This is a genomic window from Oceanobacillus sp. Castelsardo (genome assembly GCF_001659985.1).
GTDB lineage: Bacteria > Bacillota > Bacilli > Bacillales > Amphibacillaceae > Oceanobacillus.
Window position 1 is genome coordinate 1 of record NZ_LYCS01000001.1, and the last position, 22,743, is coordinate 22,743.

At 32.2% G+C, this 22,743-nt stretch carries 26 protein-coding genes and 1 tRNA gene; 14 read left to right on the top strand and 13 right to left on the bottom strand.

The features are described from left to right. The first annotated feature begins 14 nt into the window (after positions 1-14). The 5 genes from A9178_RS00005 (at position 15) to phoU (ending at position 5,197) form a co-directional block, all read left to right on the top strand. Positions 15-104, top strand: a tRNA-Ser gene (locus A9178_RS00005). Between the two features lie 168 nt (positions 105-272). Further along, positions 273-878: a superoxide dismutase SodA gene (gene sodA / locus A9178_RS00010; protein WP_068671875.1), complete on the top strand. Its 606-nt coding sequence runs from the start codon at positions 273-275 to the stop codon at positions 876-878. A 97-nt stretch (positions 879-975) separates the two neighbouring features. After that, a complete protein-coding gene (locus A9178_RS00015; RefSeq protein WP_068671876.1) occupies positions 976-2,247 on the top strand; it encodes an MFS transporter in 1,272 nt (423 codons plus the stop codon). A 48-nt stretch (positions 2,248-2,295) separates the two neighbouring features. Continuing rightward, positions 2,296-4,431, top strand: coding sequence for a peptidoglycan D,D-transpeptidase FtsI family protein (locus tag A9178_RS00020; protein ID WP_068671877.1), 2,136 nt, complete (start codon positions 2,296-2,298; stop codon positions 4,429-4,431). A gap of 115 nt (positions 4,432-4,546) precedes the next feature. Continuing rightward, positions 4,547-5,197, top strand: coding sequence for a phosphate signaling complex protein PhoU (phoU, locus tag A9178_RS00025; RefSeq protein WP_068671878.1), 651 nt, complete (start codon positions 4,547-4,549; stop codon positions 5,195-5,197). Positions 5,198-5,333: 136 nt separating this feature from the next. Here phoU and A9178_RS00030 read toward each other — a convergent pair whose 3' ends face one another. Then, a complete protein-coding gene (locus A9178_RS00030; RefSeq protein ID WP_068671879.1) occupies positions 5,334-5,885 on the bottom strand; it encodes a hypothetical protein in 552 nt (183 codons plus the stop codon). A 28-nt stretch (positions 5,886-5,913) separates the two neighbouring features. Further along, positions 5,914-6,114, bottom strand: coding sequence for a hypothetical protein (locus A9178_RS00035; RefSeq protein WP_068671880.1), 201 nt, complete (start codon positions 6,112-6,114; stop codon positions 5,914-5,916). A 330-nt stretch (positions 6,115-6,444) separates the two neighbouring features. On the opposite strand from A9178_RS00035, the gene rpmG reads away from it, so the two are divergent. From rpmG to A9178_RS00070, 7 genes are all read left to right on the top strand, one after another. Further along, on the top strand, positions 6,445-6,594 hold the full coding sequence (gene rpmG, locus A9178_RS00040) for a 50S ribosomal protein L33 (RefSeq protein WP_026906199.1): 150 nt from the start codon (positions 6,445-6,447) through the stop codon (positions 6,592-6,594). A 112-nt stretch (positions 6,595-6,706) separates the two neighbouring features. Next, positions 6,707-6,895 carry a hypothetical protein gene (locus A9178_RS00045; RefSeq protein ID WP_068671881.1) on the top strand — a complete coding sequence of 63 codons (189 nt, stop codon included), beginning with the start codon at positions 6,707-6,709 and terminating at the stop codon, positions 6,893-6,895. 199 nt (positions 6,896-7,094) lie between these two features. Next, positions 7,095-8,699, top strand: coding sequence for a rhomboid family intramembrane serine protease (locus A9178_RS00050; RefSeq protein WP_068671882.1), 1,605 nt, complete (start codon positions 7,095-7,097; stop codon positions 8,697-8,699). A 13-nt stretch (positions 8,700-8,712) separates the two neighbouring features. Then, complete coding sequence (locus A9178_RS00055) at positions 8,713-10,170, top strand: spore germination protein (RefSeq protein WP_068671883.1); 1,458 nt, start codon at positions 8,713-8,715, stop codon at positions 10,168-10,170. 84 nt (positions 10,171-10,254) lie between these two features. Then, positions 10,255-10,446 carry a YqgQ family protein gene (locus A9178_RS00060; RefSeq protein ID WP_068671884.1) on the top strand — a complete coding sequence of 64 codons (192 nt, stop codon included), beginning with the start codon at positions 10,255-10,257 and terminating at the stop codon, positions 10,444-10,446. A 15-nt stretch (positions 10,447-10,461) separates the two neighbouring features. Then, a complete protein-coding gene (locus A9178_RS00065) occupies positions 10,462-11,439 on the top strand; it encodes an ROK family glucokinase (protein WP_068671885.1) in 978 nt (325 codons plus the stop codon). 238 nt (positions 11,440-11,677) lie between these two features. Continuing rightward, complete coding sequence (locus A9178_RS00070; RefSeq protein ID WP_231889766.1) at positions 11,678-13,567, top strand: LTA synthase family protein; 1,890 nt, start codon at positions 11,678-11,680, stop codon at positions 13,565-13,567. 117 nt (positions 13,568-13,684) lie between these two features. On the opposite strand, the gene A9178_RS00075 is transcribed toward A9178_RS00070, so the two are convergent. Next, positions 13,685-13,858, bottom strand: a complete 174-nt coding sequence (locus A9178_RS00075; protein WP_068671887.1) for a DUF2759 family protein — start codon at positions 13,856-13,858, stop codon at positions 13,685-13,687. Positions 13,859-14,031: 173 nt separating this feature from the next. On the opposite strand from A9178_RS00075, the gene A9178_RS00080 reads away from it, so the two are divergent. After that, the gene (locus tag A9178_RS00080; RefSeq protein WP_068671888.1) at positions 14,032-14,661 is read left to right on the top strand and encodes an MBL fold metallo-hydrolase; all 630 of its coding nucleotides are present in this window, start codon (positions 14,032-14,034) and stop codon (positions 14,659-14,661) included. A gap of 261 nt (positions 14,662-14,922) precedes the next feature. Here A9178_RS00080 and A9178_RS00085 read toward each other — a convergent pair whose 3' ends face one another. From A9178_RS00085 to comGA, 8 genes are all read right to left on the bottom strand, one after another. After that, positions 14,923-15,165 (bottom strand): DUF2626 domain-containing protein, encoded by a 243-nt coding sequence (locus A9178_RS00085; RefSeq protein WP_068671889.1) that lies wholly within the window; start codon positions 15,163-15,165, stop codon positions 14,923-14,925. A 76-nt stretch (positions 15,166-15,241) separates the two neighbouring features. Then, complete coding sequence (locus A9178_RS00090; protein ID WP_068671890.1) at positions 15,242-15,934, bottom strand: helix-turn-helix transcriptional regulator; 693 nt, start codon at positions 15,932-15,934, stop codon at positions 15,242-15,244. Positions 15,935-16,331: 397 nt separating this feature from the next. Then, positions 16,332-16,835: a competence type IV pilus minor pilin ComGF gene (gene comGF / locus A9178_RS00095; RefSeq protein ID WP_068671891.1), complete on the bottom strand. Its 504-nt coding sequence runs from the start codon at positions 16,833-16,835 to the stop codon at positions 16,332-16,334. Then, positions 16,798-17,139 carry a type II secretion system protein gene (locus A9178_RS00100; RefSeq protein ID WP_068671892.1) on the bottom strand — a complete coding sequence of 114 codons (342 nt, stop codon included), beginning with the start codon at positions 17,137-17,139 and terminating at the stop codon, positions 16,798-16,800. Before A9178_RS00100 ends, comGF begins: the two co-directional genes overlap by 38 nt. Continuing rightward, the gene (comGD, locus tag A9178_RS00105; protein ID WP_068671893.1) at positions 17,126-17,545 is read right to left on the bottom strand and encodes a competence type IV pilus minor pilin ComGD; all 420 of its coding nucleotides are present in this window, start codon (positions 17,543-17,545) and stop codon (positions 17,126-17,128) included. Before comGD ends, A9178_RS00100 begins: the two co-directional genes overlap by 14 nt. A gap of 9 nt (positions 17,546-17,554) precedes the next feature. Then, entirely contained in the window at positions 17,555-17,863 is a 309-nt protein-coding gene (gene comGC, locus A9178_RS00110) for a competence type IV pilus major pilin ComGC (protein WP_068671894.1), read from the bottom strand. 13 nt (positions 17,864-17,876) lie between these two features. Then, complete coding sequence (gene comGB, locus A9178_RS00115; protein ID WP_068671895.1) at positions 17,877-18,929, bottom strand: competence type IV pilus assembly protein ComGB; 1,053 nt, start codon at positions 18,927-18,929, stop codon at positions 17,877-17,879. Next, positions 18,880-19,902, bottom strand: a complete 1,023-nt coding sequence (gene comGA / locus A9178_RS00120; RefSeq protein WP_068671896.1) for a competence type IV pilus ATPase ComGA — start codon at positions 19,900-19,902, stop codon at positions 18,880-18,882. Before comGA ends, comGB begins: the two co-directional genes overlap by 50 nt. Before the next feature lie 146 nt (positions 19,903-20,048). On the opposite strand from comGA, the gene A9178_RS00125 reads away from it, so the two are divergent. Beyond that, positions 20,049-20,237 (top strand): YqzE family protein, encoded by a 189-nt coding sequence (locus tag A9178_RS00125; RefSeq protein ID WP_369801925.1) that lies wholly within the window; start codon positions 20,049-20,051, stop codon positions 20,235-20,237. 20 nt (positions 20,238-20,257) lie between these two features. Here the strand turns inward: A9178_RS00125 and A9178_RS00130 are convergent, their stop codons facing one another. Beyond that, on the bottom strand, positions 20,258-21,031 hold the full coding sequence (locus tag A9178_RS00130) for a YqhG family protein (RefSeq protein WP_068671898.1): 774 nt from the start codon (positions 21,029-21,031) through the stop codon (positions 20,258-20,260). Further along, positions 21,018-22,670 carry a DEAD/DEAH box helicase gene (locus tag A9178_RS00135; RefSeq protein WP_068671899.1) on the bottom strand — a complete coding sequence of 551 codons (1,653 nt, stop codon included), beginning with the start codon at positions 22,668-22,670 and terminating at the stop codon, positions 21,018-21,020. The genes A9178_RS00130 and A9178_RS00135 overlap by 14 nt, the downstream gene beginning before the upstream one ends. Between the last annotated feature and the right edge of the window lie 73 nt (positions 22,671-22,743).

The following is a 22,743-nucleotide window of genomic DNA, read 5'->3' on the forward strand; positions in this document are numbered from 1 at the left end:
CCATATACTGCCACGGAGGTATACCCAAGTCTGGCTGAAGGGATCGGTCTTGAAAACCGACAGGCGGGTCAAACCGCGCGGGGGTTCGAATCCCTCTACCTCCTTCATAAATAAAAAAACAAGTAGAAATACTTGTTTTTTTATTTATGAAATTTTATTTTACCTTCATAAGGCAAAATATTTGCAAGTATATGAAAGCAATGATAATCTTCTTATTAAAGGGTGATTAACCTAAATTATCCATTTTTAATTTATTAAGGAGGAAGATTCTCATGGCTAAATACGAATTACCAGAATTACCATATGCATATGATGCATTAGAACCAACAATTGATAAGGAAACAATGAATATTCATCATACGAAGCACCATAACACTTATGTAACAAATCTAAATGCTGCTGTTGAAGGGATTTCCGAATTAGAAGGAAAATCAGTTGAAGAATTAATCAGTAATTTAGATGCTGTTCCTGAAGCAAAACGTACAGCTGTACGCAACAATGGTGGTGGACATGCTAACCATAGTTTATTCTGGAAAATTTTATCACCGAATGGTGGTGGAGAACCAACTGGCGAACTTGCTGAAAAAATTAATTCTAAATTCGGTAGTTTTGATAAGTTCAAAGAAGAATTTGAAAATGCTGCAAAAACACGTTTCGGTTCTGGTTGGGCTTGGCTAGTGTCTAATAATGGTGAGTTAGAAGTTATGAGTACTCCTAACCAAGATTCTCCACTAATGGAAGGTAAAACTCCTTTATTAGGTGTTGACGTTTGGGAACATGCTTACTATTTAAAATATCAAAACAAACGCCCTGAATACTTAGCGGCTTTTTGGAATGTTGTTAATTGGGATGAAGTAGCTAAGAACTTCAAAGGTTAATAGGGAATGATTATAAACACGTGGGATTTTCCCGCGTGTTTTTTTGCATATCTGACAATTATTCGCCAACACTAAATTACTAAAGGAGTAGTTAGATATGCCAAAAATCATACAAGCATTTGGAACTAAAATGGACGTTAATCGAGATTTATTATTATTATTACTAATAGGCGGCCTTTATTCCTTAGGTATTTTCCTTTCTAATACATTCGTCAATATCTATTTATGGAGACAATCTGGAGATTATATTACGATTGCTGTTTATAATCTAGGGATTAACCTTTTCCAAGCTCTAACTTTTATATTGGCGGGACGGTTAGCTAAAAAAGTTGATCGGATTATTGTACTTAGATTAGGCGTTATATTTTTATCCGTTTTCTTCTTAAATGTATTAATTATTGGGGAGAAAGCCTCTTATTTTAATTTCTTATTAGGATGTTTGTTAGGGATAGGTTATGGGTTTTATTGGCTAGCTTTTAATGTATTAACATTTGAAATTACGGAACCAGACACAAGAGATTTTTTTAATGGGTTTTTAGGAGTTCTTCAATCGTTAGGTGGGATGATAGGTCCACTACTTGCGGGATATATTATCGCAAAGTTAGACGGTAATGTGGGATATACAACTATATTTACTATTTCGTTCATATTGTTTATTTTGGCTGTGATAGCTAGTTTCTTTTTGAAACGTAGAAGTGCAAAAGGGGATTTTTTCTTTAGAAGAATTCTACATGAAAGAAAAAATAATAAGAACTGGAGCAGAATATTATACGCACATTTTTTTCAGGGGATACGAGAGGGAGTATTTGTATTTGTTATATCTATTTGGGTGTTTATCGTAACGAAAAGTGAGTTTGCCCTCGGAACCTTTAACTTAGTCTTATCTGGATTATCAGCAGTTTTATATTTTATCGTGACTAAATATATAAAACCGTCAAGGAGAAAAAAGGCGATCCTATTTGGTGCTATTCTTTTATATGTATCCATTTTTATTATTTTATTTAATGTAAGTTATTTCTTACTTATTTTATATGCCATTGTGATAGGTATTGCTTATCCAATTATAAATGTACCTTATATCTCTTTGACGTATGATGTAATTGGAAAAGCTTGGAAGGCTGGAGAACGACGAATAGAATATATTGTTGTTCGAGAATTGTTCTTAAATGTAGGAAGAATAGTTTCCGTACTTATTTTTTTATTGGCAGTTTCTCTTTTTGATGCGGAAAAAATCATACCTATTCTTTTAGTTGTTTTTGGAGCGGGTCATTTACTTATTTATCTATTTGTAAGGAACATATCATTAGGTAGTTCTTCCCGAAAGGAAATATTAATGAAAGAGCAATTAACTGACGAAAAAGATCGATAAATATGGTAAAATGTCTTTGATTGCATTTTAAATTTTGGGGGAGAACATATGTCAAAACTACGGAAGAAAAGGAAAAAGGCACAATTACCCTTCCGAATAAATATATTGTTCTTTGTTATCTTCTTATTATTCTCTGTTTTAATTTTGCAACTTGGTGTAGTTCAAATATTAAATGGAGAAGCTTTTCAAAAAGAAATAGAAAGAACGATTCAAGATACAACAAAAATACCTGTCCCTAGAGGGAAAATATATGATCGTGACCATAATGTTATTGTGGATAATGAGCCGGTTTACTCTATTACGTATACACCTGAAAAAGGAATACAAGCTGAAGAACGACTTGAAGTAGCAGAAAGATTAGCTGATTTTATTTCACTTGTTCCTAAAGATGAGAATCCGAAAGAATATTTGGAACGAAAATTAACAGAAAGAGATCTAAAAGAATACTGGTATTTGTTAAATAAAGAAGAGGCTGATAGCAGACTTACTGATAAAGATATAGAAGAGTTAAGTAACGCGGAGGCTTATAATAAAACATTAGAGTTAATAACGAAAGAAGAAATAAGTGTTTTTTCTCTTCATGATAAAGAGATTATTGCCATAAAAAAAGAGTTAGACAAAGCTTATTCTCTAACTCCACAAATTGTTAAAAATGAAGGAGTAACAGCGGAAGAATATGCTTTAGTTTCTGAACATTTACCTGAACTTCCAGGGATTAATGCCACAACGGATTGGAATCGTGAATATCCTTATGGTGACACATTACAAAGTTTATTAGGTTCTGTTACAACACAGGAAGAAGGTATCCCGGCAGAGAATGAAGATTATTTCATAACTCGTGGTTACAGTAGAAATGACCGTGTTGGGAAAAGTGGCTTAGAACAATACTATGAAGAAGTTTTAAAAGGAAGAAAAGAACAAATTGAATATACAACAACTAAGAATGGTGTCATTGTAGGTGCTGAAACAGTTGTGGAAGGACAACGCGGCAAAGATTTAGTACTAACTATAGATATGGATTTCCAGGAAGAAGTAGATAAAATTGTACAAGAAGAATTATTAACCGCAATTAGAAAGCATCCTGGAGCTAATCAACGTTTAACTGATGCGCTTGCAGTTGTTATGAATCCACGAACTGGAGAACTTCTTGCTGTATCAGGTCAACATTACGATAGAAAAAAAGGAAAAGTTTATAATGAATCATTTCGTACTTTATATGATTCGCACCGTCCTGGGTCAACTGTAAAAGGGGCAACGGTATTAACTGGTTATGAGACAGGAGTTATGAAACCAGGCGAGACTATTTATGATCGACCAATTAAAATAGCTGGAACAAAAGAAAAATCATCATGGAAAAACTTAGGCGCAGTTAATGATTTGGATGCGTTAAAGTTCTCATCAAACGTATATATGTTCTATGTTGCATTAAGGTTGGGTGGAGATTATCGTTATCCGTTCCCGCAAAATAAGTCTGCGTCTATAGATTACAATGCATTTCAGCAATTTCGTCAATATTTTCAACAATTTGGTCTGGGTTCTAGTACTGGAATAGATTATCCTTACGAGGCAACCGGATTTGTTGGAACAAATCCTGATCCTGGGAACTTACTAGATTTTGGGATTGGTCAGTATGATACGTATACAACGATGCAATTGGCTCAATATGTTTCTACCATTGCAAATGATGGGTATCGTGTTAAACCACATTTTTTAAAAGAGATACGAGAGCCAAACGGTACTGAAGAAGCATTAGGCTCTATCTATAGAGTAGAAAATACTACAGTACTAAATCAAATAGAAATGGATCATATTGATCGAGTGCAAGAAGGATTTAGAAGAGTTTTTCAAGTGCCTGGAGGGACAGCATATTCTTATTTTGCTGGTAAAAGCTATAACCCAGCTGGTAAAACAGGAACTGCCCAAAGTGATGATTATGATGCTGAAAAAGGAATACTGTATACAACAGAGAATCGTTCATTAGTAGGGTATGCTCCCTTTGATAATCCTGAAGTTGCCTTTGCGATTATTGTTCCCAATTTAGGATCGAATGTAAGTGGACAACATCCTATTAATAATTTAATAGGTGAACGGATTTTGGACACTTATTTTGAAATGAAAAAAAATGAAGACAAACAAGATGATAAGATTAAAGAAGGCAATCAAGAGGAAGAAAATGATGAATAAGGTAAAACCATAAATCTTTTTAGGTTTATGGTTTTTTTACATTAATTTTACAGGGAGTTAATAATGATAATCTATAATTAGGGTTATAGATTATTCAAAGGTGGTTTTTATTTTGATGACACGAAATCATTTCCAAGCCGAATTAGATGATTTAAATAGCCTTATTGTTCAAGTAGCGGAATTATCGGGGAAAGCATTGTCAGAAGCAATCGATGCATTGTTTACAAATAATTTAGAAATGGCAAATAACGTAGTAAGGAATGATATTCATATTGATCGTGGAGAATTAGAAATAAATGATAAAGTGGTAGTATTAATAGCAAAACAACAACCCGTGGCAACCGATCTTAGAAGGATTATTGTTTTCCTTCGTATCGCAACAGATATTGAAAGAATGGCGGATAATGCAAAAAATATTGCTCAATCTACTATACTTCTAGAAAATAACAATATACCCAAATTAGACAACCTCAAAAAATTACATGACGTTGTACAAAATATGTTAGAAAAAGCGATTATAGCATTTAAAAATGAGGATGTGAATATTGCAAAGGAATTAGGGGAAATAGATGATGATGTTGATCGACTTTATAATAATATTGTTAGTGAGTTATTAGGGATGACGGCAACTAATCCAGATAAAATACAATATATTATGCAATTAGCTTTTTGCGCACGGTATTTGGAGAGATTTGCAGATCATATAACAAATATTGGGGAAAGTGTATTATTTTTAGTGAAAGGCATTAATTATGATTTAAATTAATTAAAAAAGATGGCAATCGCTATTAGCCTTGTCGAGTGAATGACACTTAGCTGCACTTATGAGGTAAAAAGGTATTATACTGTCCAATTTGCCATGAGAAAAGGAAGCGTAGATTGCTACGCTTCCTTTTCTGTTACTAATAATTCATTAATGCTTGTGCTAATTCATAGTAGCTCATGTCACTAGTTACTTCTGTTTTTTTAGCTTTTACTTTTAAGCTATATTCATGTTTTTCAAGGTATTTCGTGAATTCGGAAGCATTATCGATAATTCCATTTTCTTCAAGAATAGTACTGATAGAAGAAGTCGGCATTCCTGATTTGACGTTTAAAACATAAGATTTGTTTTTATCTTCTTTCTCATCTTTTTTGGCTTGTTCTTTATCAGTTTCTTTTGCTTCTTTCTCATTATCCTTGCTTTCATTTTTCTCTTTTGAATCCTTATTGTCGGGATTCTTTTTCGTTTCATTATCAGAATCTTGCTTCGCTTTATTCTCATTTGGATTTACAGACATAGCAATATATTCATTATTTGAAAGCACATGATAGCCTTCATTTTCTAAAATAGGAATTAATTCCTCCGCGGATAGTTCACTTTGTTTATTATTATCAGAAATGAGTACTACACCTAACATAATAATTCCTGCTGTCAATAATCCAAGTGAGAAATATCTCACAAGCTGTTTCATTTAAATCACCTTTAATTCATTAGTTTGATTATACCTTTTCTATACCATCAGATAGTAATTCTTCTTCCAATACCTTAACTTTTTTCTTCATTTGATATGTATCCTGCATAGTAGTAATGGAAAGTTGTTCCACCTGACTCTCTAGTTCTTCTATTCTATCATTCATGAAAAATGATAAAACAAACAGAACAACAGCAACAATCAAAATAGAAACTATTGCATAAATCATCTATATTCCTCCTTTACCATTAATAGTTATAACATAGAATGAGACTTGAAACCAATGGTAATTATAGGTTTAGCTAAATTCATTCTTAATAACAAATAAAAGATTCGAATTAATGTTTTTCTTTTTGGTGGTTTGTGTAATTTTTAAATTTCATTCTTGATTGTAAACAGAAACTCTGATATTATTAATAAAGTCTAAAACGAAATGTTTTTTGGCAGTCGGGAAAGTCTAAAACTTTTCTTCCTGCAAAAATACAACTATGGCATTCGCTCAAAGGCCTTGGCATTGCCTTAGTTTTCTATTAAGTTTTTATAGTTTGGAGGGAAAAACATGCGCGTAAACATTACTTTAGCTTGTACTGAAACGGGTGATCGTAATTATATTTCAACTAAAAACAAACGTACAAATCCTGAGCGTATCGAGCTTATGAAATATTGTCCACGTCTTAAAAAACACACTTTACATCGTGAAACAAAATAATTGATAAAAATCCCTTATCTATATTGGTAAGGGATTTTTTGTTATTTCAGATTATGTATAAATACCTTCTCGTTTCAAAAACTAATAAAAATATGAAAAAGAAGGTGTGAACATGAAAGGAATAGCATCGTTGATTTCTTTATTTTTCGCTATCTTTTATATTTACAAAAATCGCTATCGATTTATAAATTTCATTATGAAAGTGGGATTCTTACGTAAATACGCAGTTCGAATTTCCATGAATATTCCAAACCTACGCTATAAACTTTTACCAAGTATATTTGATATGGAAAGTGAATAAAAAAGAAGTAAGAGGGTAAAAGACTGGGACATCGCTAAAGTGTTTAGCAATAAGACGAACAATTATCTAACCAATCGAAGTTGTTTGTGGAACGGTTTATACGCATTATTCATGTTCGGACTTTGATAAAAACACTTTTGTTCCAGTCTCTTTTTTTATTGTTAGAACTGTTATGATAGAAGATAAGGAAGGTGAATAAATGGATACGAATGATTCGTATATAATGCATACTTTTGCCTATAAGTTAATGAATCGAGAAGGTTTTGAAGTTATAAGTATCAATGAAAGTGAAATTTGGTTAGAGCAATATGAAAATAAACATTCTAATATCGTTCGACTAACTGTAAGTGGATATGATTGGAAGAATCACTTGAAAATAAATATGCTTAAAGTTTTACAAAAAGTTAGTAACATGAAACGTCACTTTAAAGCTAAGAAAATCACGTTATTTAACGTTTATATTTCTTCTCACTGTCCCATAGATAGCTGGGAATATCTAAAAAAACCAATTCAGTTAAAGGATAAAAACTCTATTCAACAAAAGATGTTTTACATACATGAAAAAGATAAAGAACAAGAAATATTAAGATTTCAACACTCTATTGATGCGGATTCTTTTGAAATAAATGATAACCTACTAGACTCAGAAAAAGAAATACAAATTCATAGTAATCGTGAACAAATGATAAATAAATTAAAAAGTAAACAAGAAATGGTTGAAAAAGTCTTTTCTTTTGGCAAACCATTTTTCGCATATATGTTTATCATCATTAATATATTAATGTTCATTTTTCTTGAAATAAAAGGCGGGAGTACAAATACAGATATTTTATTACAGTATGGTGCTAAATATAATCCAGGTGTAATAGAAGATAATCAATGGTGGCGTATAATTAGTTCGATGTTCATTCATATTGGTTTTATCCATTTATTAATGAATATGATTGCTATTTATTATTTAGGGGTTTTAGTAGAAAAAATATATGGAAGTTGGAGATTTTTATTTATTTACTTACTTTCAGGAATAGGTGGGGGAGTTGCTAGTTTTGCATTTTCTGTCCATATTTCTGCAGGAGCATCAGGGGCAATATTTGGATTATTCGGTGCACTGTTATTTTTTGGCTTTATCTACAGGCAAATATTTTTTCGGACATTAGGATTTAATATAATTTTTATTCTTGGGATTAATATTGTGCTTGGATTTTTTATTCAACAAATTGACATGGCAGCCCATTTAGGTGGGTTAATTGCCGGATTCATTGCATCTGCTATTATATTTCTTCCAACAAAGAAAAAGAGGCTTATTCAATTAATTGCTGTCTTTGCTTATATTGTAGGTTTATTATATTTAGTAATATTTGGGATTCAAAATAACCTAAATAAACAAGAATATCATTTAATGATGATAGACGAATCTCTTTCGAATAAAGAGTATGAAAAAGTTGTGAAAATCTCTGAAGATGCATTAAATGCAAAAGGAAATTTAGAGGGAATTATATATTTTCAAAGATCTTATGCTTTTATTGAGCTTAACCAAATAAACAAGGCGATTGCAGACCTTGAAACAAGTATTAGTTTTGATTACATCCCCGAAGCTTTTTATAATTTAGCATTACTTTATAATGAAATAGGTAATGAAGAGAAGGCAAGAGAAAATATCAATGAAGCATACTCCAGAAATCCAGAACATGAGGATATTATTAAATTATATAAAGAAATTACAGGGGAATCTTGTAAACATACACTTCAAGCAAGTATAGAAAATGATATTAAGTTCAAACTAATTCTATCATTACTCAGATGATAGGTGTGAAATTATGGAAAATGAAAAAAAGCCGCTATTTTCGTCCTATGACGAGAATGTAAATTATATAAATGAAAGATTAGCGGTAGATGAAAGCTTTGATTTAATACGTTTAGATATGGAATTTGCCGGACGAGATATGGCCTTCTTCATGGTGGACGGTTTTGCAAAAGATGACATCATGCATTTATTAATGAAGTTTTTAGCCAAATTAGAACCCGAGCATCTCGATCCTGATCCATTGACCAAATTGATGAAAAAATATATTCCTTATATAGAAATAGATGTGGTCGATGATTTAAATCAAGCATCAGATACTGTTCTAGCTGGTCCAACTATTTTAATTGTAGATGGTATCGATAAAATTATAGTTATTGACGCGCGTACCTATCCTGTTCGCTCTCCAGCAGAACCGGATTTGGAGCGGGTAGTTCGAGGTTCTAGAGATGGTTATGTTGAAACCATTGTATTCAACACAGCATTAACTCGTAGAAGAGTTCGAGACCGTTCATTAAGGATGGAGTATCTACAAATCGGTAGGAGGTCTAAAACAGATATTGCTATCTGCTATTTGGCGGATATTGCCGATAACGAACGTGTCCAACATTTGAAGCACATTCTAAAAAAAATTGATACTGACGGATTACCTATGGCTGAAAAAACGGTAGAAGAATATTTAGGTGGTAGACATTGGAATCCATATCCTTCGATACGTTATACGGAAAGACCAGATACAGCAGCAGCCCATTTATATGAGGGACATGTTTTAATCATTATTGATGGTTCTCCAAGTGTAATGATTACTCCGGCTACTTACTGGCACCATTTACAGCATGCAGAGGAATATAGGCAAAAGCCATTAATTGGTAGCTACTTACGAATGGTTCGATATGTTGCAGTATTTTTATCCATATTTATTTTACCTTTTTACTATCTAATTTCAGTGAATCCAGAATATTTACCCGTGGGACTTGAATTTTTTGGGCCAAATGAAAAAGGAAATATTCCGCTAGTGTTACAATTTATATTTGCTGAAGTTGGTATGGATATGCTCCGAATGGCTGCCATCCATAGTCCATCATCACTTGCGACAGCGTTAGGGTTAGTTGCGGCAATTTTAATTGGGCAAATTTCAGTAGAAGTTGGTTGGTTCTCGAACGAAGTGATATTATATATTGCAATTGCTGCAATCGGAACCTATGCTACACCAAGTTATGAAATGAGTCTTGCCAACCATCTAGTTCGAATCGTATTATTACTTTTAACCGCTATATTTGGTGGGCCAGGATATATTATTGGTATGACATTATTTATTCTTTATTTAGCTCGAATGAAGACATTTCACATTCCATATTTTTGGCCATTCATACCATTTTCTTTCCGAGCATTCAAAGAGGTTTTATTCCGATCACCTATTCCATTACAAAGAAAAAGACCAGAATTTTTAGATCCACAAGACCCAGATCGTTAACGCGATTTTGGGTTTTTTATATATCCTATTTAATATTTTATATTGCTTATGAAATTTGATATAATAAAAAATGGTGAATAACAATTGAAAACAGTATTTGATGTCCAACAATTATTAAAAAAGTTCCATACCTTTATTTATACCGGTGATCGTGTAGGTGATTTAGAATTAATGGAAATGGAAGTTGACGATCTCCATAAATTGGAATTTATCTCAAATGAGGAATATATACAAGCAAAGTTTATTTTAAAAAAAGAAAAATCAAAACTTACTTAGACAAAGGAGAAACAAATGGAAAAAATTTTGGTCGGGGTCGACATTGGTGGAACTACCATTAAGTTAGGTTTTATTAATTTAAATGGTACTATTATAGAAAAATGGGAAATACCAACGAATACTACCAACAATGGAAATGCAATTGTAGATGATATATGGAAGTCCATTCAAAATAAGTTAGATAATCAAAAAAACAATATTGGATTATATGGAATTGGGGTTGGAGCTCCAGGTTTTATTAATGTTGAATCAGGATATGTTTCTGAAGCCGTCAATATCGGTTGGAAAGGAATGGATTTAAAACATCAATTAGAAAAGAGGTCTACTATACCTGTATTCGTTCAAAACGATGCGAATATTGCTGCTTTAGGGGAATATTGGATAGGTGCAGGCCAAGGATCGCTAAATATGATTGCAGTTACACTTGGAACTGGAGTTGGCGGTGGAATCATTGTAAATGGTTCAATTTTAAATGGAGAAAATGGCATGGCTGGAGAAATAGGTCATATAAAAGTTGACCCAGAAGGTGTTCAATGTAATTGCGGAGGTACCGGATGTTTGGAAACTATTTCCTCTGCTACAGGAATAAAAAGACAAGGGATGAATTCCATTTTAATTAATCCAAACTCTAAATTAGCAAAGTATTACGAGGACAAAGGAGTAATTACTGCTAAAGATGTTATAGATTTTGCTAAAACGGGAGATGAAACATGTCTAAAAATAGTAGATTATTCCTGTGACATCTTAGGAAAAGTTTTAGCGAACATTGGAACTGTAATAAATCCTTCCAAAGTAATTATTGGCGGTGGCGTTTCAAAAGCAGGGGATTTCTTACTGGAGAAAATAGATACGGCTTTTAGAAAGTATGCAATTCCGAAGCTTCATGAGATCTGTGAATTAAAAATAGCACAACTTGGTAATGATGCTGGCATTCTTGGTGGAGCATTTTTAGTTAAACAAAATTTAGAAGAACAAAAAATTCAACTGAAATAATTATTTACATGAAACAATCTATGTAGTTAAATATAAATATTAAGAAATTGTAAAATAACTGAAACCTTTTTTTATTTTTATCGTCATATAATATAGGAGTATTCGTATAAGTGCGTGTTCAAAAATGGAGGTAAAAGGATTGAGTCGGAAATGCGCAATGTCATTTTTACTGGACTTTTTTGAACAACTCTAATCAAAAATGACGCATTTAATGTGGAATGGTCTAGGAGGTAATAGTTTGATTGGGAAAAGACCGAAAATACCATTATATGTAATTGCTAGTTTATTGTTTGGAATTAAAACATATATTGTTTACAGGTTTATGTTTAATATTGAGCTCGACAATTCAATGCAGGAATTTATATTATTAATCAATCCGTTTGTTTCTGCATTTGTAATGTTTGCTATTGCTGTATGGTTTAATAAGCCATCAAGACAAATGAAATACATTCGATATGCAGCTTTTGTAGCTTCTTTTATTGTTTTTGCAAATCTTGTATTCTATCGACAATTCACGGATTTTATAACAATTCCGCAATTATTTATGGGAAGTAATATGGCCGATTTAGGCTCTAGTATTTTAACATTAATAAAACCATACGATATCTTATTATTTATTGACACAGTATTCATTTGGGTGTGGAGCAAACGAAAAGAAGAGTTCGTTAAAGTCTCCTATGCAAAAAGATGGAAGGTATTTGCACTATCTGTGTCCATGCTATTATTAGCAGGAAATTTTCTTCTCGCAGAAATGGAAAGACCACAACTATTTACCCGAGGTTTTGACCGTGAATATTTAGTTAAAAATATTGGGTTGTTTAACTACCATATTTACGATATTGTGCAGCATTCCAAAGCAGAATCTCAGAGAGTTTTCGCTGATGGTAATGAGTTAAATGATATTGAGTCCTTTATAGATGAAAATGTGAAAGTGAATGAGAATTCAAATATGTTTGGTGCAGCAGAAGGAAAAAATGTCATTTGGATTAATGCAGAATCACTGCAGTCTTTTGTTATAAAAAATGAGCTGAACGGAGAAGAAGTAACGCCGTTTCTAAATAGTTTAATAGAAGAAGAAGATACGTATTATTTTGAAAACTTTTATGAGCAGACCGGGCAAGGGAATACTTCTGATTCGGAATTCTTAATAGAAAATTCCATGTATCCTTTATCTAGAGGTGCTGTATTTTTTACCCATGGTGGGAACGAATACCATGCAACACCAGAAATTATTAAAAAAGAAGGTTATACTTCAGCCGTATTGCACGCGAATAATGGAAGCTTTTGGAACAGATTTCAAATGTACGATAGTTTAGAATTTGATCATTTTTATGACGAAGATGCTTATGAAATCAATCCGGAAAATTCAGTAGGCTGGGGTTTAAAGGATAAACCATTCTTTGAACAGTCCATTAAATATTTAGAATCAATGGATAAACCTTTTTATGCTAAATTGATTACTTTAACAAATCATTTTCCTTTTGAACTAGGTGAAGAGGATCGTTCGATTGAACCTTATAATTCCAATTCAAATACACTTAATAACTATTTTCCGGCCGTTAGGTATATGGATGAAGCTATTGAGGAATTTTTCACTCTACTGAAGTCTACTGATCTTTATGAAGAATCAATAATAGTCATTATGGGTGATCATATAGGAATAAGTGCAAACCATAATAAAGCGATGAGTATGTATTTAAATAAAGAAGAAATAACTCCGTACGATCAAGTTCAATTACAAAGAGTTCCATTTATTATCCATATTCCAGGGGATGGAAATGGAAAAACAATATCAACTGTCTCTGGACAAATTGACGTAAAACCAACGATTCTAAGTCTTCTAGGCATAAATGTGGAAAATGATATTTATTTCGGAAATGACTTATTTTCAAAAAATAGGAAGGGTTACATTGCTTTACGGAACGGTGATTTTATAAGTGATGAATTTATTTCTACTGCTGGTGCTTGTTATAATCGGGAAACAGGTGAGATAGTAGAAGAAGATACGAATAGTGATATAGAATTACTAAGTAGTTGTAACGAAATCAGAGATAATGTCGAAACAGAATTACAACATTCAGATGACCTAATTTATGGCGATCTTCTACGATTCTACGATTTTGAATAAGTTTCGAAAATAGGAGTAAGAAAAAAGCTGCTTATAAATAAGCAGCTTTTTACATAGGTAATGCGGTATAAAAATTTAAGCTTTATCAGGCCAATTTTGGCTTCAGCGCCTTTGGTCTTATCCGGCTATTTCGGAAATAATCGTTGCGATAGAAAAGAAACCAAATACTAAAGCAGTAAGAGCGGAAAAAATTAGCGCAAACGCATTCTTATATTTCAGTTGACGTACCACTGAGATTACCGCTAATAAAGCAACGAGAAGACATATTATTCCAAATACAATGTGTGACATTAATTAAAATACCCCCTTTTGCTAATTCTCCCGAATAGAAAACCTTTGATTTGGGAAATACATTTATATTATTATGTAATTAAATATACATATTCATTCTATAGTAATATATGGAATTTGTCGAGGTATATACATGTTTTACATTTATATAAAAATTATTTTGGAGGTATATCATGGAAGTTTTAACGTTGTCTCTAGGACCATTGGGAACGAATTGTTATATTATTATCAATGCGAAGGAAGCACTAATCATTGATCCTGGTGGGGAGGCAAATAAAATAATAGAAAAGTTAAAAGAAAAAAATACAACACCTAAAGCAATCCTATTAACCCATGCACATTTTGATCATATTGGTGCGGTGGAAGATTTAAGAAACCACTATGATATTGGGGTGTACTTACATGAAAATGAGAGTGAGTGGTTACTAGACTCTAGATTAAATGGTTCATTTAAATTTGTAGGAAATGAGATTAAAACAAAAAAACCGGAACATACCTTATCTGAAGGGTCTTTAACTATATCATCATTTACATTTGATATAAAGCATACACCGGGGCATTCACCAGGAAGTGTAATCTTTGTATTTGAAAAGGAACAATGGATTTTCGGTGGAGATGTGTTATTTTATGGCGGTGTTGGACGAACTGATCTTAGAGGAGGGGATATGTCTCAACTCATCCAATCTATTCAAAATAAATTTTATAGCTTACCTGACGATTTTATTGTCTATCCTGGTCATGGACCAAAAACTTCTATTTTATTCGAAAAGAACAATAATCCCTTTGTTTCATATCGTCTATAAAGTGAAAGTTATTTAGTGGGGGGCGACGCACAGGACGAGCTAGTTCCGACGTTGTGACAGGACGTCGATTTTAGTCGGCCTTCCATTCCCACTGAATGTTATGTTAGTTGAACCTATCAGGGCGCTACTGGCTGTTGTCCCCGACTTAGATTTTTTGGTTTAACTCGATTTCTTGAAGTGGGGTCTTACAGTCAGTTAAGACGTGATAAATGGACAATAAAAATCCTACACAAATAAAGTGTAGGATTTTTATGGCGCATTCTAGTGTCCGAACCCTGGTACTAGTATAAATTCGGAATACCACGTAAAGCCTACCATAAACACTGTACAATACGCTCCGAATAGGTACATATACATTCTTTCAGACAATCTTAAATAACTCAATGTAAGGAAAAACACCGTTTGAACTAGGAATAATAGCGCCGTTCCAACCATATCACCAACATAGAACATGACTGTGAATATACCTGTCCAAAAGGCAAGGACACGGAACATACGATCCATGCGAGTTCCCCCCTTTTTTAGATAACGTTATCATACCATATTATAAACAAGAATTTCCATCTTGTAAATGAATCTGCTAATGATTAGCAATTAAATTTGCTGTATAGGAACAACTATCACAACTATGCGCAAACATATTTTTATCCTCTACCAACTCGACCTCGGTAAATAATACTTCTAACATTCCTTTAATAAAGGCGTAATGCATATCACAAATCAAATGTTGATTTTTCGCTGCTAATTCTTTAAAGGGACAATTATTTACCTGAAATTTTATCGTATGCTTTTCTTCGTTGTAAAAGAAATTGGAATAAAGGCCCATCATAGTGGAAGCTTCTCCAAGAATGTTCAATTTTTGACCTGTAGAGAGATTATTTGCATGGAAACCATCCATAATTTTCTTTCCGTATTTTTCACCGATAGTATATAAGGTTTTTCTTCCGATATCTCCCATTTCTGCTAAAGAATCGATAAGAATAGAGGACAGGAGCTTATAATCACGGTAAGGGAAATTTAATTCAATAACTTTATCTGATAAGAAATAAACACGACTTGGTCTTCCACCTTTTCCGGTTTTCTTTGAATAGGATGTAAGTAATTGGATATCTTCTAGTTTTGAAAGGTGTAATCTGGCTACATTGGGATGAATATCAAATTCACTAGCAATTTCCGCGACATTAACTTCCTTATGCTTTTCCAGTAAATATTGATAAATATTAAATCGGGTTGGATCACTTAGTATACTTGTTACTTTTAGTGTTTGATTCATGTTAAACACCTCACAATTGTTATATACTATTATTATAGTAAAAATATTACTATGGATGGGTAAACTAAATAAAATGTAATAAATTATACATAAATAGGAAATAATCCATTATGTTTGAGTAGTTACTATATTGACAGTATAAGAAAAGGTGTATTTGAAGTTTAATTCTTTCGTTGTAATAATGTATACAAAATCATATAGGTTATCGGACTCCGTCGTTATGTGGATAATTACCTTTCCATCGGGAAAATCATATTGAACCGTTGGGGGGATAGGAGAATCATTCGATAATATTTCCTGATTGAATTTCATTTGACTCATCTGAAATAATGTTTCTACACGAATATGTTCTAAATAATGGTCAGTGAGATATATATCGTTTCGATAAAGTAGAATACTAGATGTAATCAGTATGAAAACTATGCTTATCACAAATAGTACATAAGGTAGCATAAACCCATTTTGGTATTTGGTAAAAGACAATAACCTTTTCATAAGTATCTCCTAGCGTATTTCTTATCTTTATTCGAATTCCATAAGGATTTGATTCTATAGAAAATTGGTCAATATCTTGTAACAATATTTCATGTCCTTTCCTGTCAACCTGCCTACGGATAAGAGCGCCATATTGTTCAATGATAATTTCTGAATCAAGTTGAGTTAGTTTAAGTTTATTTCCTTCTATTTTAATATCGTTAGCATTGATTATTTCGTCTCTAATGAACTGAAAAAACTGTTGAGTTGAAAGTTCGTTATAATTCGATGATAAATGGCTCGTTGTTTGAAGCAAGTAAGCAACTATTGGTAATGTCATGCTTATTATTGTGAGTGCAAAGATCATCGTAATAAATGAGAATCCTTTTTCATTTTTTAGCCAGTCCTTCCAAACAAAACGTTTCATTCGTTTTTCTTGCATTCTCCCAGTGTGCACATCCTTTAATGAACTTATTTTTTTCTTTGAAGGTATAGCGAATTGTTTTGCCATTATTATTTTTTTTGGAAAAAGAATCTGGTACTGACTTGTTGGTCCAAATAAAGGGCTGTAATTCATCATGTAATTCATATGCGATGGATCGCCGTTCGCTAAGAACGGTTTCTTCTTTTTTTATTTGGGTAATGATTGGTACAAATACCATCACTATAATCATAAAAATACCTGTTGCGATTAAAATTTCAATTAATGTAAATCCATTAAACTTCGACAATATTCATTCTCCCTTTTCCTAGTGGAAAAACTAAATGATAAGTAGATTGATTTGTTTTTATCACTATAGTTTTTCTATTTACAATCGTTCCTGATACTTTAAATTTAATATTGTTATTTTCTCTTGTATTAACTGTTATTCCATCAGGATAATATCGATTTAATATATCCGCTTCTCCTTTCTTTAAGGTATAGCTATTATTAGAAAATGTAATACGAACATTATCTTCCGTAGTAGTGGAAAGGTTTTGTAAATATAAAACATCCGATTGAAGAACTGTTAAAAATTGTTGATCTTGAATATTTTTTAGGCTAGCTCCTTTTAAAGTAGGACTAATGAGAATAATAATGGAAACTATTGCTAATACGAAAAGTAGTTCGATTAACGTAAATCCGTTCTTTATCATATTTTTTTATCAACTACCAATTTTAACATTATTATTTTCATCTAAAATCAGGCTTTTTCCGTTTGGACATTTGGTTTGATCATTCGTAATATATCCATTACTTTTTAAATCATTGATACTAGTAGCATGATTATTATTTTCAAGGTAGTACGCATCTGCTTGTGCTTGCACTAGTGATTTTAAAGCATCACACCCTTTTTCGTTTACCTCTGCACTTCTTCCACCGAGATTTGGAACGATAAGAATGATTAGTACCGAAATAATCAACAAAACGATTAGCATTTCTACTAGCGTGAAACCGCGATTATTATTGAACATTTAAAAACACTCCTTAAACAGTTTTTATTAATTGGAACATTGGCCACATTAATGAAATATAAATAAATATGATTAACCCTCCAATAATGATTAAAAAGATAGGTTGTACCCATGTTAAGATTTTTAATGTTTTTGCTTCTATATCTTCCATTAATAATTCGGCATATACAGAAAGATCCATTTCCAATGCATCCATATCCGTATCTTGTTGAAAAATAGAGATTAGATTTTTGTCTAATAAATGCAATTGTGACAAAACATAACTTAAATGAATACCTTGACTTAATTCATTCGATATTAAGGTGGAATAATAAGATATAATAGGAAGCTTCGGTTGATCCGCCATATGTTGAAGTATTTCTTTAAAAGACATGCCGGTTTTTAGAAGGGAAGAGAAATGAGAAGCAAAAAAATAGGAGGTTTGCATCTTCATGTAGTACCTATATAATGGAATTCTTAAATAAATATTTACCTGTTTTTGTATGCTTAGTTTTTGCTGAATAAAATACCATATAATATAACAAAAAATAAACACGAAAACAGAAATAGTAATGAAGGATGTGACAAAATCGATTAACATCACAGAATAATAGATAGATGAGTTGGAATGGTGTTCACTATCAAAAATTTCAACGAATGTCGGTAATACAGATTCCTTAATAAAATAAAGCAATGTAGAAAAGATAAAGATTAAAATTAACGGATACCTAATAATTTGTTTAAACTTTTTTGTGTTTTTAATACGCTGCTGAAACATTTCTATCGCTTTTTCTAAGTTACCTTCCAAATCATTGTTTGCTTTTACAAAAAATAAATAAGATGTAATTGTCGGATGGAAGTGAACTTTTTCGAAAGCTTGGTCAATCGTTTCTCCGTTTTTAAGTGAATAAATGATTTCAGTAGCGTAACTAGAGAGATGTCTATCCCATTTTATTTTTTCCAATGCTGTTAAGATGGGATAACCATTTTTTAGTAAGCGTGACAATCGTTTAAGAAATCTAAGCTGTAGTTCATTATTAGGTCTCAACCTGTGATTCAAATAAAGTTTCTTTAGAGATAAATCCATATGCATATGCCTTCTTTCTTAAATGTTGAAATGAATGATAGTTTTTAACCTTATTTATATCACCTCCTTTTAGTACATAGTCAAGAAGTTTCCCGTCTAATATTTCTAAAATTGCAGCACGTCTTGTGACTTTTTTATTTATTTGTATTGGAACTAATTGGATAGAAGCCACAGCAATAAGAGTGTGTTGCAAGTCTATTTCTTTAATATCCAAATCCCTTAAACGATGAATAGTGCCGAATGAATTTTTAGCATGTAGTGTGCTCATAACAAGATGACCAGTTAAAGCAGCTTCAAAAGCAAATTTTGCGGTATATTTATCACGGATTTCACCAATCATAAGAATATCTGGATCATGCCTAAGTGCTGCTTTTAGGCCAGTTTGATAGGTAATTCCGGCTTTTTCGTTGATTTGAACTTGAATGATATCTTGTATTTCTTTCTCGATGGGATCTTCTAATGAGATGGTTTGATAAGAGTCTTCCTGAAGAAGTGAGCGGACTAAAGAATATAAGGTTGTCGATTTTCCGCTTCCAGTCGGACCTGTGATAAGAATAATGCCCGAGCGATGCTTTATCCATTTTTTAATTTGTTTATATTGATTAGGGAATAAAAAAAGCTCGTTTAGGGTATGGTTTTCTTTTTGTGGGAGTACTCGAACAGCTAAGCTTTCCAACTGATGGATGGGAAGTGTTGAAAATCGAAGGGAATAAATCATGGAATTTTCGTGATGTTGGATAGTTCCATTTTGGGGTTTTCTTGTTTCGCCAATATCCATTCCGGAACTAAATTTATAATAAGTCAGAAGTAGTTGGTATTGATTCGTGGAAATTTTTTTATAGAAGATTCTTTTTCCATTAACGCGGAAAAAAATATCGGTTTCCGTATTAAACGGGTAAAAATGAATATCGGAAGCATTTTGCTCAATTGCTGCTGCTAATATGTTTCTCGAAAGTGTTAAAGCAGAACTCAATTTATTCTCATCTCCTTTTATTTTCTTGTTAATTACTATGTTTCGACATTATTTGTTAAACTCCTTCTTTTTTCTAATAAATATTTATAAAATTTTTTGAATAAGTTTTAACTGATGAGTTCAATCTACTTATAGAAGGAAATGAGGTGAAATCATTGAAAGGAAATGATTATCTGAAATTTGTAACAGAACAAGTTGTTTCTTATTTAGATTTACCAGCTGAAGAGAGGCAAAAGCGAAAATCTGAACGTAAAAATATGGGTTCCGGTTTTTCCAATCATTGGTTTGGTGTACTACCATTTGCGATTAAATCATTAAGAAAGAAGGCAGAATAGCATGTACTTAGCTATCTGCCTTATTCAGTTAAATAAAAGATTCCACCGTTAATGACTTCTTGAGAAATTATTGGATGATATCTAACTTTAATTTCTTCCATTTCCTTCTCCATTTGTTCTAACTCTTCTGTTCTTCCTTCATAAAAGTGTTGTAACGTTTTGATTTCTTCATCTAATTCATGTATGGATTCTACGGCCCATTCATGTGTTTGGTTTTCGATGTATGTCGAAATGACAGCTTCTATCCTTTTAAAGCCACTTTGTAATTTGATTATTGGTGATATGGTGTAACAGTAATCGGAAATAGCCATTTGTAAAGGTAAATTCTTTAGATAATCCATCATTTCCAATCGCATATTTCCATTTACAAGCTGTAAACCAATAGAAATTATTTCATCCTTTTTTTGCTTTCCTTTGTAACTCTGTTTTAAATTTACTACTAACCAAGGGTATAAGGGAGTGTTTTGGTTCGTTTCAACTTTTTGAAAAAGCTTTGTAAATCGTTCATTTTCTTTAAGATGATGAATAATTTGTTGTAACCTTGGACTACCAAAGTGAATCCATTCCCCTTTTTCATCCTTTTTTTTCGGATTGGTAATTAACGTGAGGTTCATCGGTTCACCTTGTTGTCCGATTTTTTTAATATAATGCCAATAGAAAGGGCGATTCATTAATGCTCGATCCATTTCTTCTGTTAATCGGATTTTTAAAATCCCATCATTGTTTTCGAGTATTTGGCAGCGATGGGAAACAAAGTAATCTTGTAAAAACTGATTTAAATTAGTTATAGCCATAATTTTGCTCCTCTTGTGATTGTTCCATTGAGCTTTTAATGATACTTGTTAGGTTATCTAATTTAATTTTTACTTCACCAACAGTTGATGATTCGCTATATATAGATTCTATTTCTGATTCCATATTTGAAATATTTAGTTCCTCTAAAATGGCATCAAGGTTTCCAATTACCTGCTCAAATAAATTAATTTTTTCATAAAGTAATGTCATAATATGTTCTTCAATGGTTCCTTTAGTAGCAAAATTATAAATTTGAACATCTTTTTCTTGGCCGTAACGATGAATACGTCCAATTCGTTGTTCCAAGCGCATAGGATTCCAAGGCAAATCATAATTAATTAGGTGATTACAAAATTGCAAGTTAATACCTTCTCCACCAGCTTCTGTAGCAATTAACACTTGGGCGTGATTTTGGAATAATTGTTTCATCCAATCCTTTTTCCCGCGTTTAAACCCACCTCGGAAGGGAACCGATGTAATTCCATGTTGTTTCAAAATCCATTGAAGATATAATTGGCTAGCCCGGTATTCTGTGAAAACAATAACCTTCTCATCACCGAATTGCTTAATTAGTTCTACTAATTTTTCTGCTTTTGAATGGTGTGGAAGCTTTTCAATTTTTGAATTAACTTGTTCGATGTAAGGGTTTGGATTTTCTTCATGTAATTTTTTTAAGGAAAGATAACAAGCTTCTCTCGATGAGCAAATTTCTCGTAGAAAAGTAATCTTAGAGAAACTTGAAAACCCAGCAGAAGCAGACTCTAGATCGTCATACACTTCTTTTTCTTCTGGTTTAAAATCAATCCAAACGGTTTGAATATTTCTTTTTGTGTTATTTAGTGTTGTATTTTGTCTTGTGTTGCGAATCATTACTTTTTGAATGAGTTGTTTCAAATAAGCATCTTGTTTGATTTTACTCCGGTCTTTCCCATAATTCTCCAAGAATGAATCATAATTACCTAAATGACCGGGCTTTAAAATTGAGATTAAGTTAAAAATTTCTATTAATTGATTTTGAACAGGGGTTGCTGTCAACAGTAGACAATATTTCTTTTTTAATGACCGTACAAATTCATAGTTTTTTGTTTTATGATTTTTAAGTTTATGCGCCTCATCAATTAGAATAAAATCGTATTCAATATCTAAAATACTTTCTCTATGAGGGGACCGTTTCGCTGTATCAAGGGAAGATATAATAATATTCTGGTCCCAACTATAATTTTTTCGATGTGCTACAGCTGGAATATAAAATTTTTCATTTAATTCTCTGACCCATTGACTGACTAAAGAAGCAGGTACTAGAATAAGTGCATTCTTTACTAATCCACGAATCATGTATTCTTTTAAAATAAGTCCAGCTTCAATTGTCTTTCCGAGACCTACTTCATCTGCTAAAATAGCTCTTCCGTTCATTGTTTCAATTACTTGCTCTGCCGCATCAACCTGATGGTCCAAAAACTTTATATGAGGTAGATATTCAAAAGCTCGTAATCCTTTAAATTTAGGAGTGATAGTAGTAAGCTCAGCGTGGTACGCCATAGAAAAAAGATCCCAGCTAGAATATGGTCCATCATTCTCAACTATTGATTCTAATTCGGTTATAAATGCTGTATCTTTGTTAACTTGAATAGAATCCATAAGATACTCCTTTTATTAAGTGAATTTATTATGGAATTATTACTATACTTTTCAAAGTATAGTAAGCATCGTT

What these genes read in the sequence shown, in the direction of transcription:
- A9178_RS00075 (WP_068671887.1), bottom strand. Translation starts at nt 13,858, where the DNA reads ATGTCACACATTGTATTTGGAATAATATGTCTTCTCGTTGCTTTATTA.
- sodA (WP_068671875.1), top strand. Translation starts at nt 273, where the DNA reads ATGGCTAAATACGAATTACCAGAATTACCATATGCATATGATGCATTA.
- rpmG (WP_026906199.1), top strand. Translation starts at nt 6,445, where the DNA reads ATGCGCGTAAACATTACTTTAGCTTGTACTGAAACGGGTGATCGTAAT.
- A9178_RS00065 (WP_068671885.1), top strand. Translation starts at nt 10,462, where the DNA reads ATGGAAAAAATTTTGGTCGGGGTCGACATTGGTGGAACTACCATTAAG.
- comGB (WP_068671895.1), bottom strand. Translation starts at nt 18,929, where the DNA reads ATGGATTTATCTCTAAAGAAACTTTATTTGAATCACAGGTTGAGACCT.
- A9178_RS00035 (WP_068671880.1), bottom strand. Translation starts at nt 6,114, where the DNA reads ATGATTTATGCAATAGTTTCTATTTTGATTGTTGCTGTTGTTCTGTTT.
- A9178_RS00085 (WP_068671889.1), bottom strand. Translation starts at nt 15,165, where the DNA reads ATGGATCGTATGTTCCGTGTCCTTGCCTTTTGGACAGGTATATTCACA.
- A9178_RS00050 (WP_068671882.1), top strand. Translation starts at nt 7,095, where the DNA reads ATGGATACGAATGATTCGTATATAATGCATACTTTTGCCTATAAGTTA.
- phoU (WP_068671878.1), top strand. Translation starts at nt 4,547, where the DNA reads ATGACACGAAATCATTTCCAAGCCGAATTAGATGATTTAAATAGCCTT.
- A9178_RS00030 (WP_068671879.1), bottom strand. Translation starts at nt 5,885, where the DNA reads ATGAAACAGCTTGTGAGATATTTCTCACTTGGATTATTGACAGCAGGA.
- A9178_RS00015 (WP_068671876.1), top strand. Translation starts at nt 976, where the DNA reads ATGCCAAAAATCATACAAGCATTTGGAACTAAAATGGACGTTAATCGA.
- comGC (WP_068671894.1), bottom strand. Translation starts at nt 17,863, where the DNA reads ATGTTCAATAATAATCGCGGTTTCACGCTAGTAGAAATGCTAATCGTT.
- comGF (WP_068671891.1), bottom strand. Translation starts at nt 16,835, where the DNA reads ATGAAACGTTTTGTTTGGAAGGACTGGCTAAAAAATGAAAAAGGATTC.
- A9178_RS00080 (WP_068671888.1), top strand. Translation starts at nt 14,032, where the DNA reads ATGGAAGTTTTAACGTTGTCTCTAGGACCATTGGGAACGAATTGTTAT.
- A9178_RS00135 (WP_068671899.1), bottom strand. Translation starts at nt 22,670, where the DNA reads ATGGATTCTATTCAAGTTAACAAAGATACAGCATTTATAACCGAATTA.
- A9178_RS00020 (WP_068671877.1), top strand. Translation starts at nt 2,296, where the DNA reads ATGTCAAAACTACGGAAGAAAAGGAAAAAGGCACAATTACCCTTCCGA.
- A9178_RS00055 (WP_068671883.1), top strand. Translation starts at nt 8,713, where the DNA reads ATGGAAAATGAAAAAAAGCCGCTATTTTCGTCCTATGACGAGAATGTA.
- A9178_RS00090 (WP_068671890.1), bottom strand. Translation starts at nt 15,934, where the DNA reads ATGAATCAAACACTAAAAGTAACAAGTATACTAAGTGATCCAACCCGA.
- A9178_RS00130 (WP_068671898.1), bottom strand. Translation starts at nt 21,031, where the DNA reads ATGGCTATAACTAATTTAAATCAGTTTTTACAAGATTACTTTGTTTCC.
- A9178_RS00045 (WP_068671881.1), top strand. Translation starts at nt 6,707, where the DNA reads ATGAAAGGAATAGCATCGTTGATTTCTTTATTTTTCGCTATCTTTTAT.
- comGD (WP_068671893.1), bottom strand. Translation starts at nt 17,545, where the DNA reads ATGATAAAGAACGGATTTACGTTAATCGAACTACTTTTCGTATTAGCA.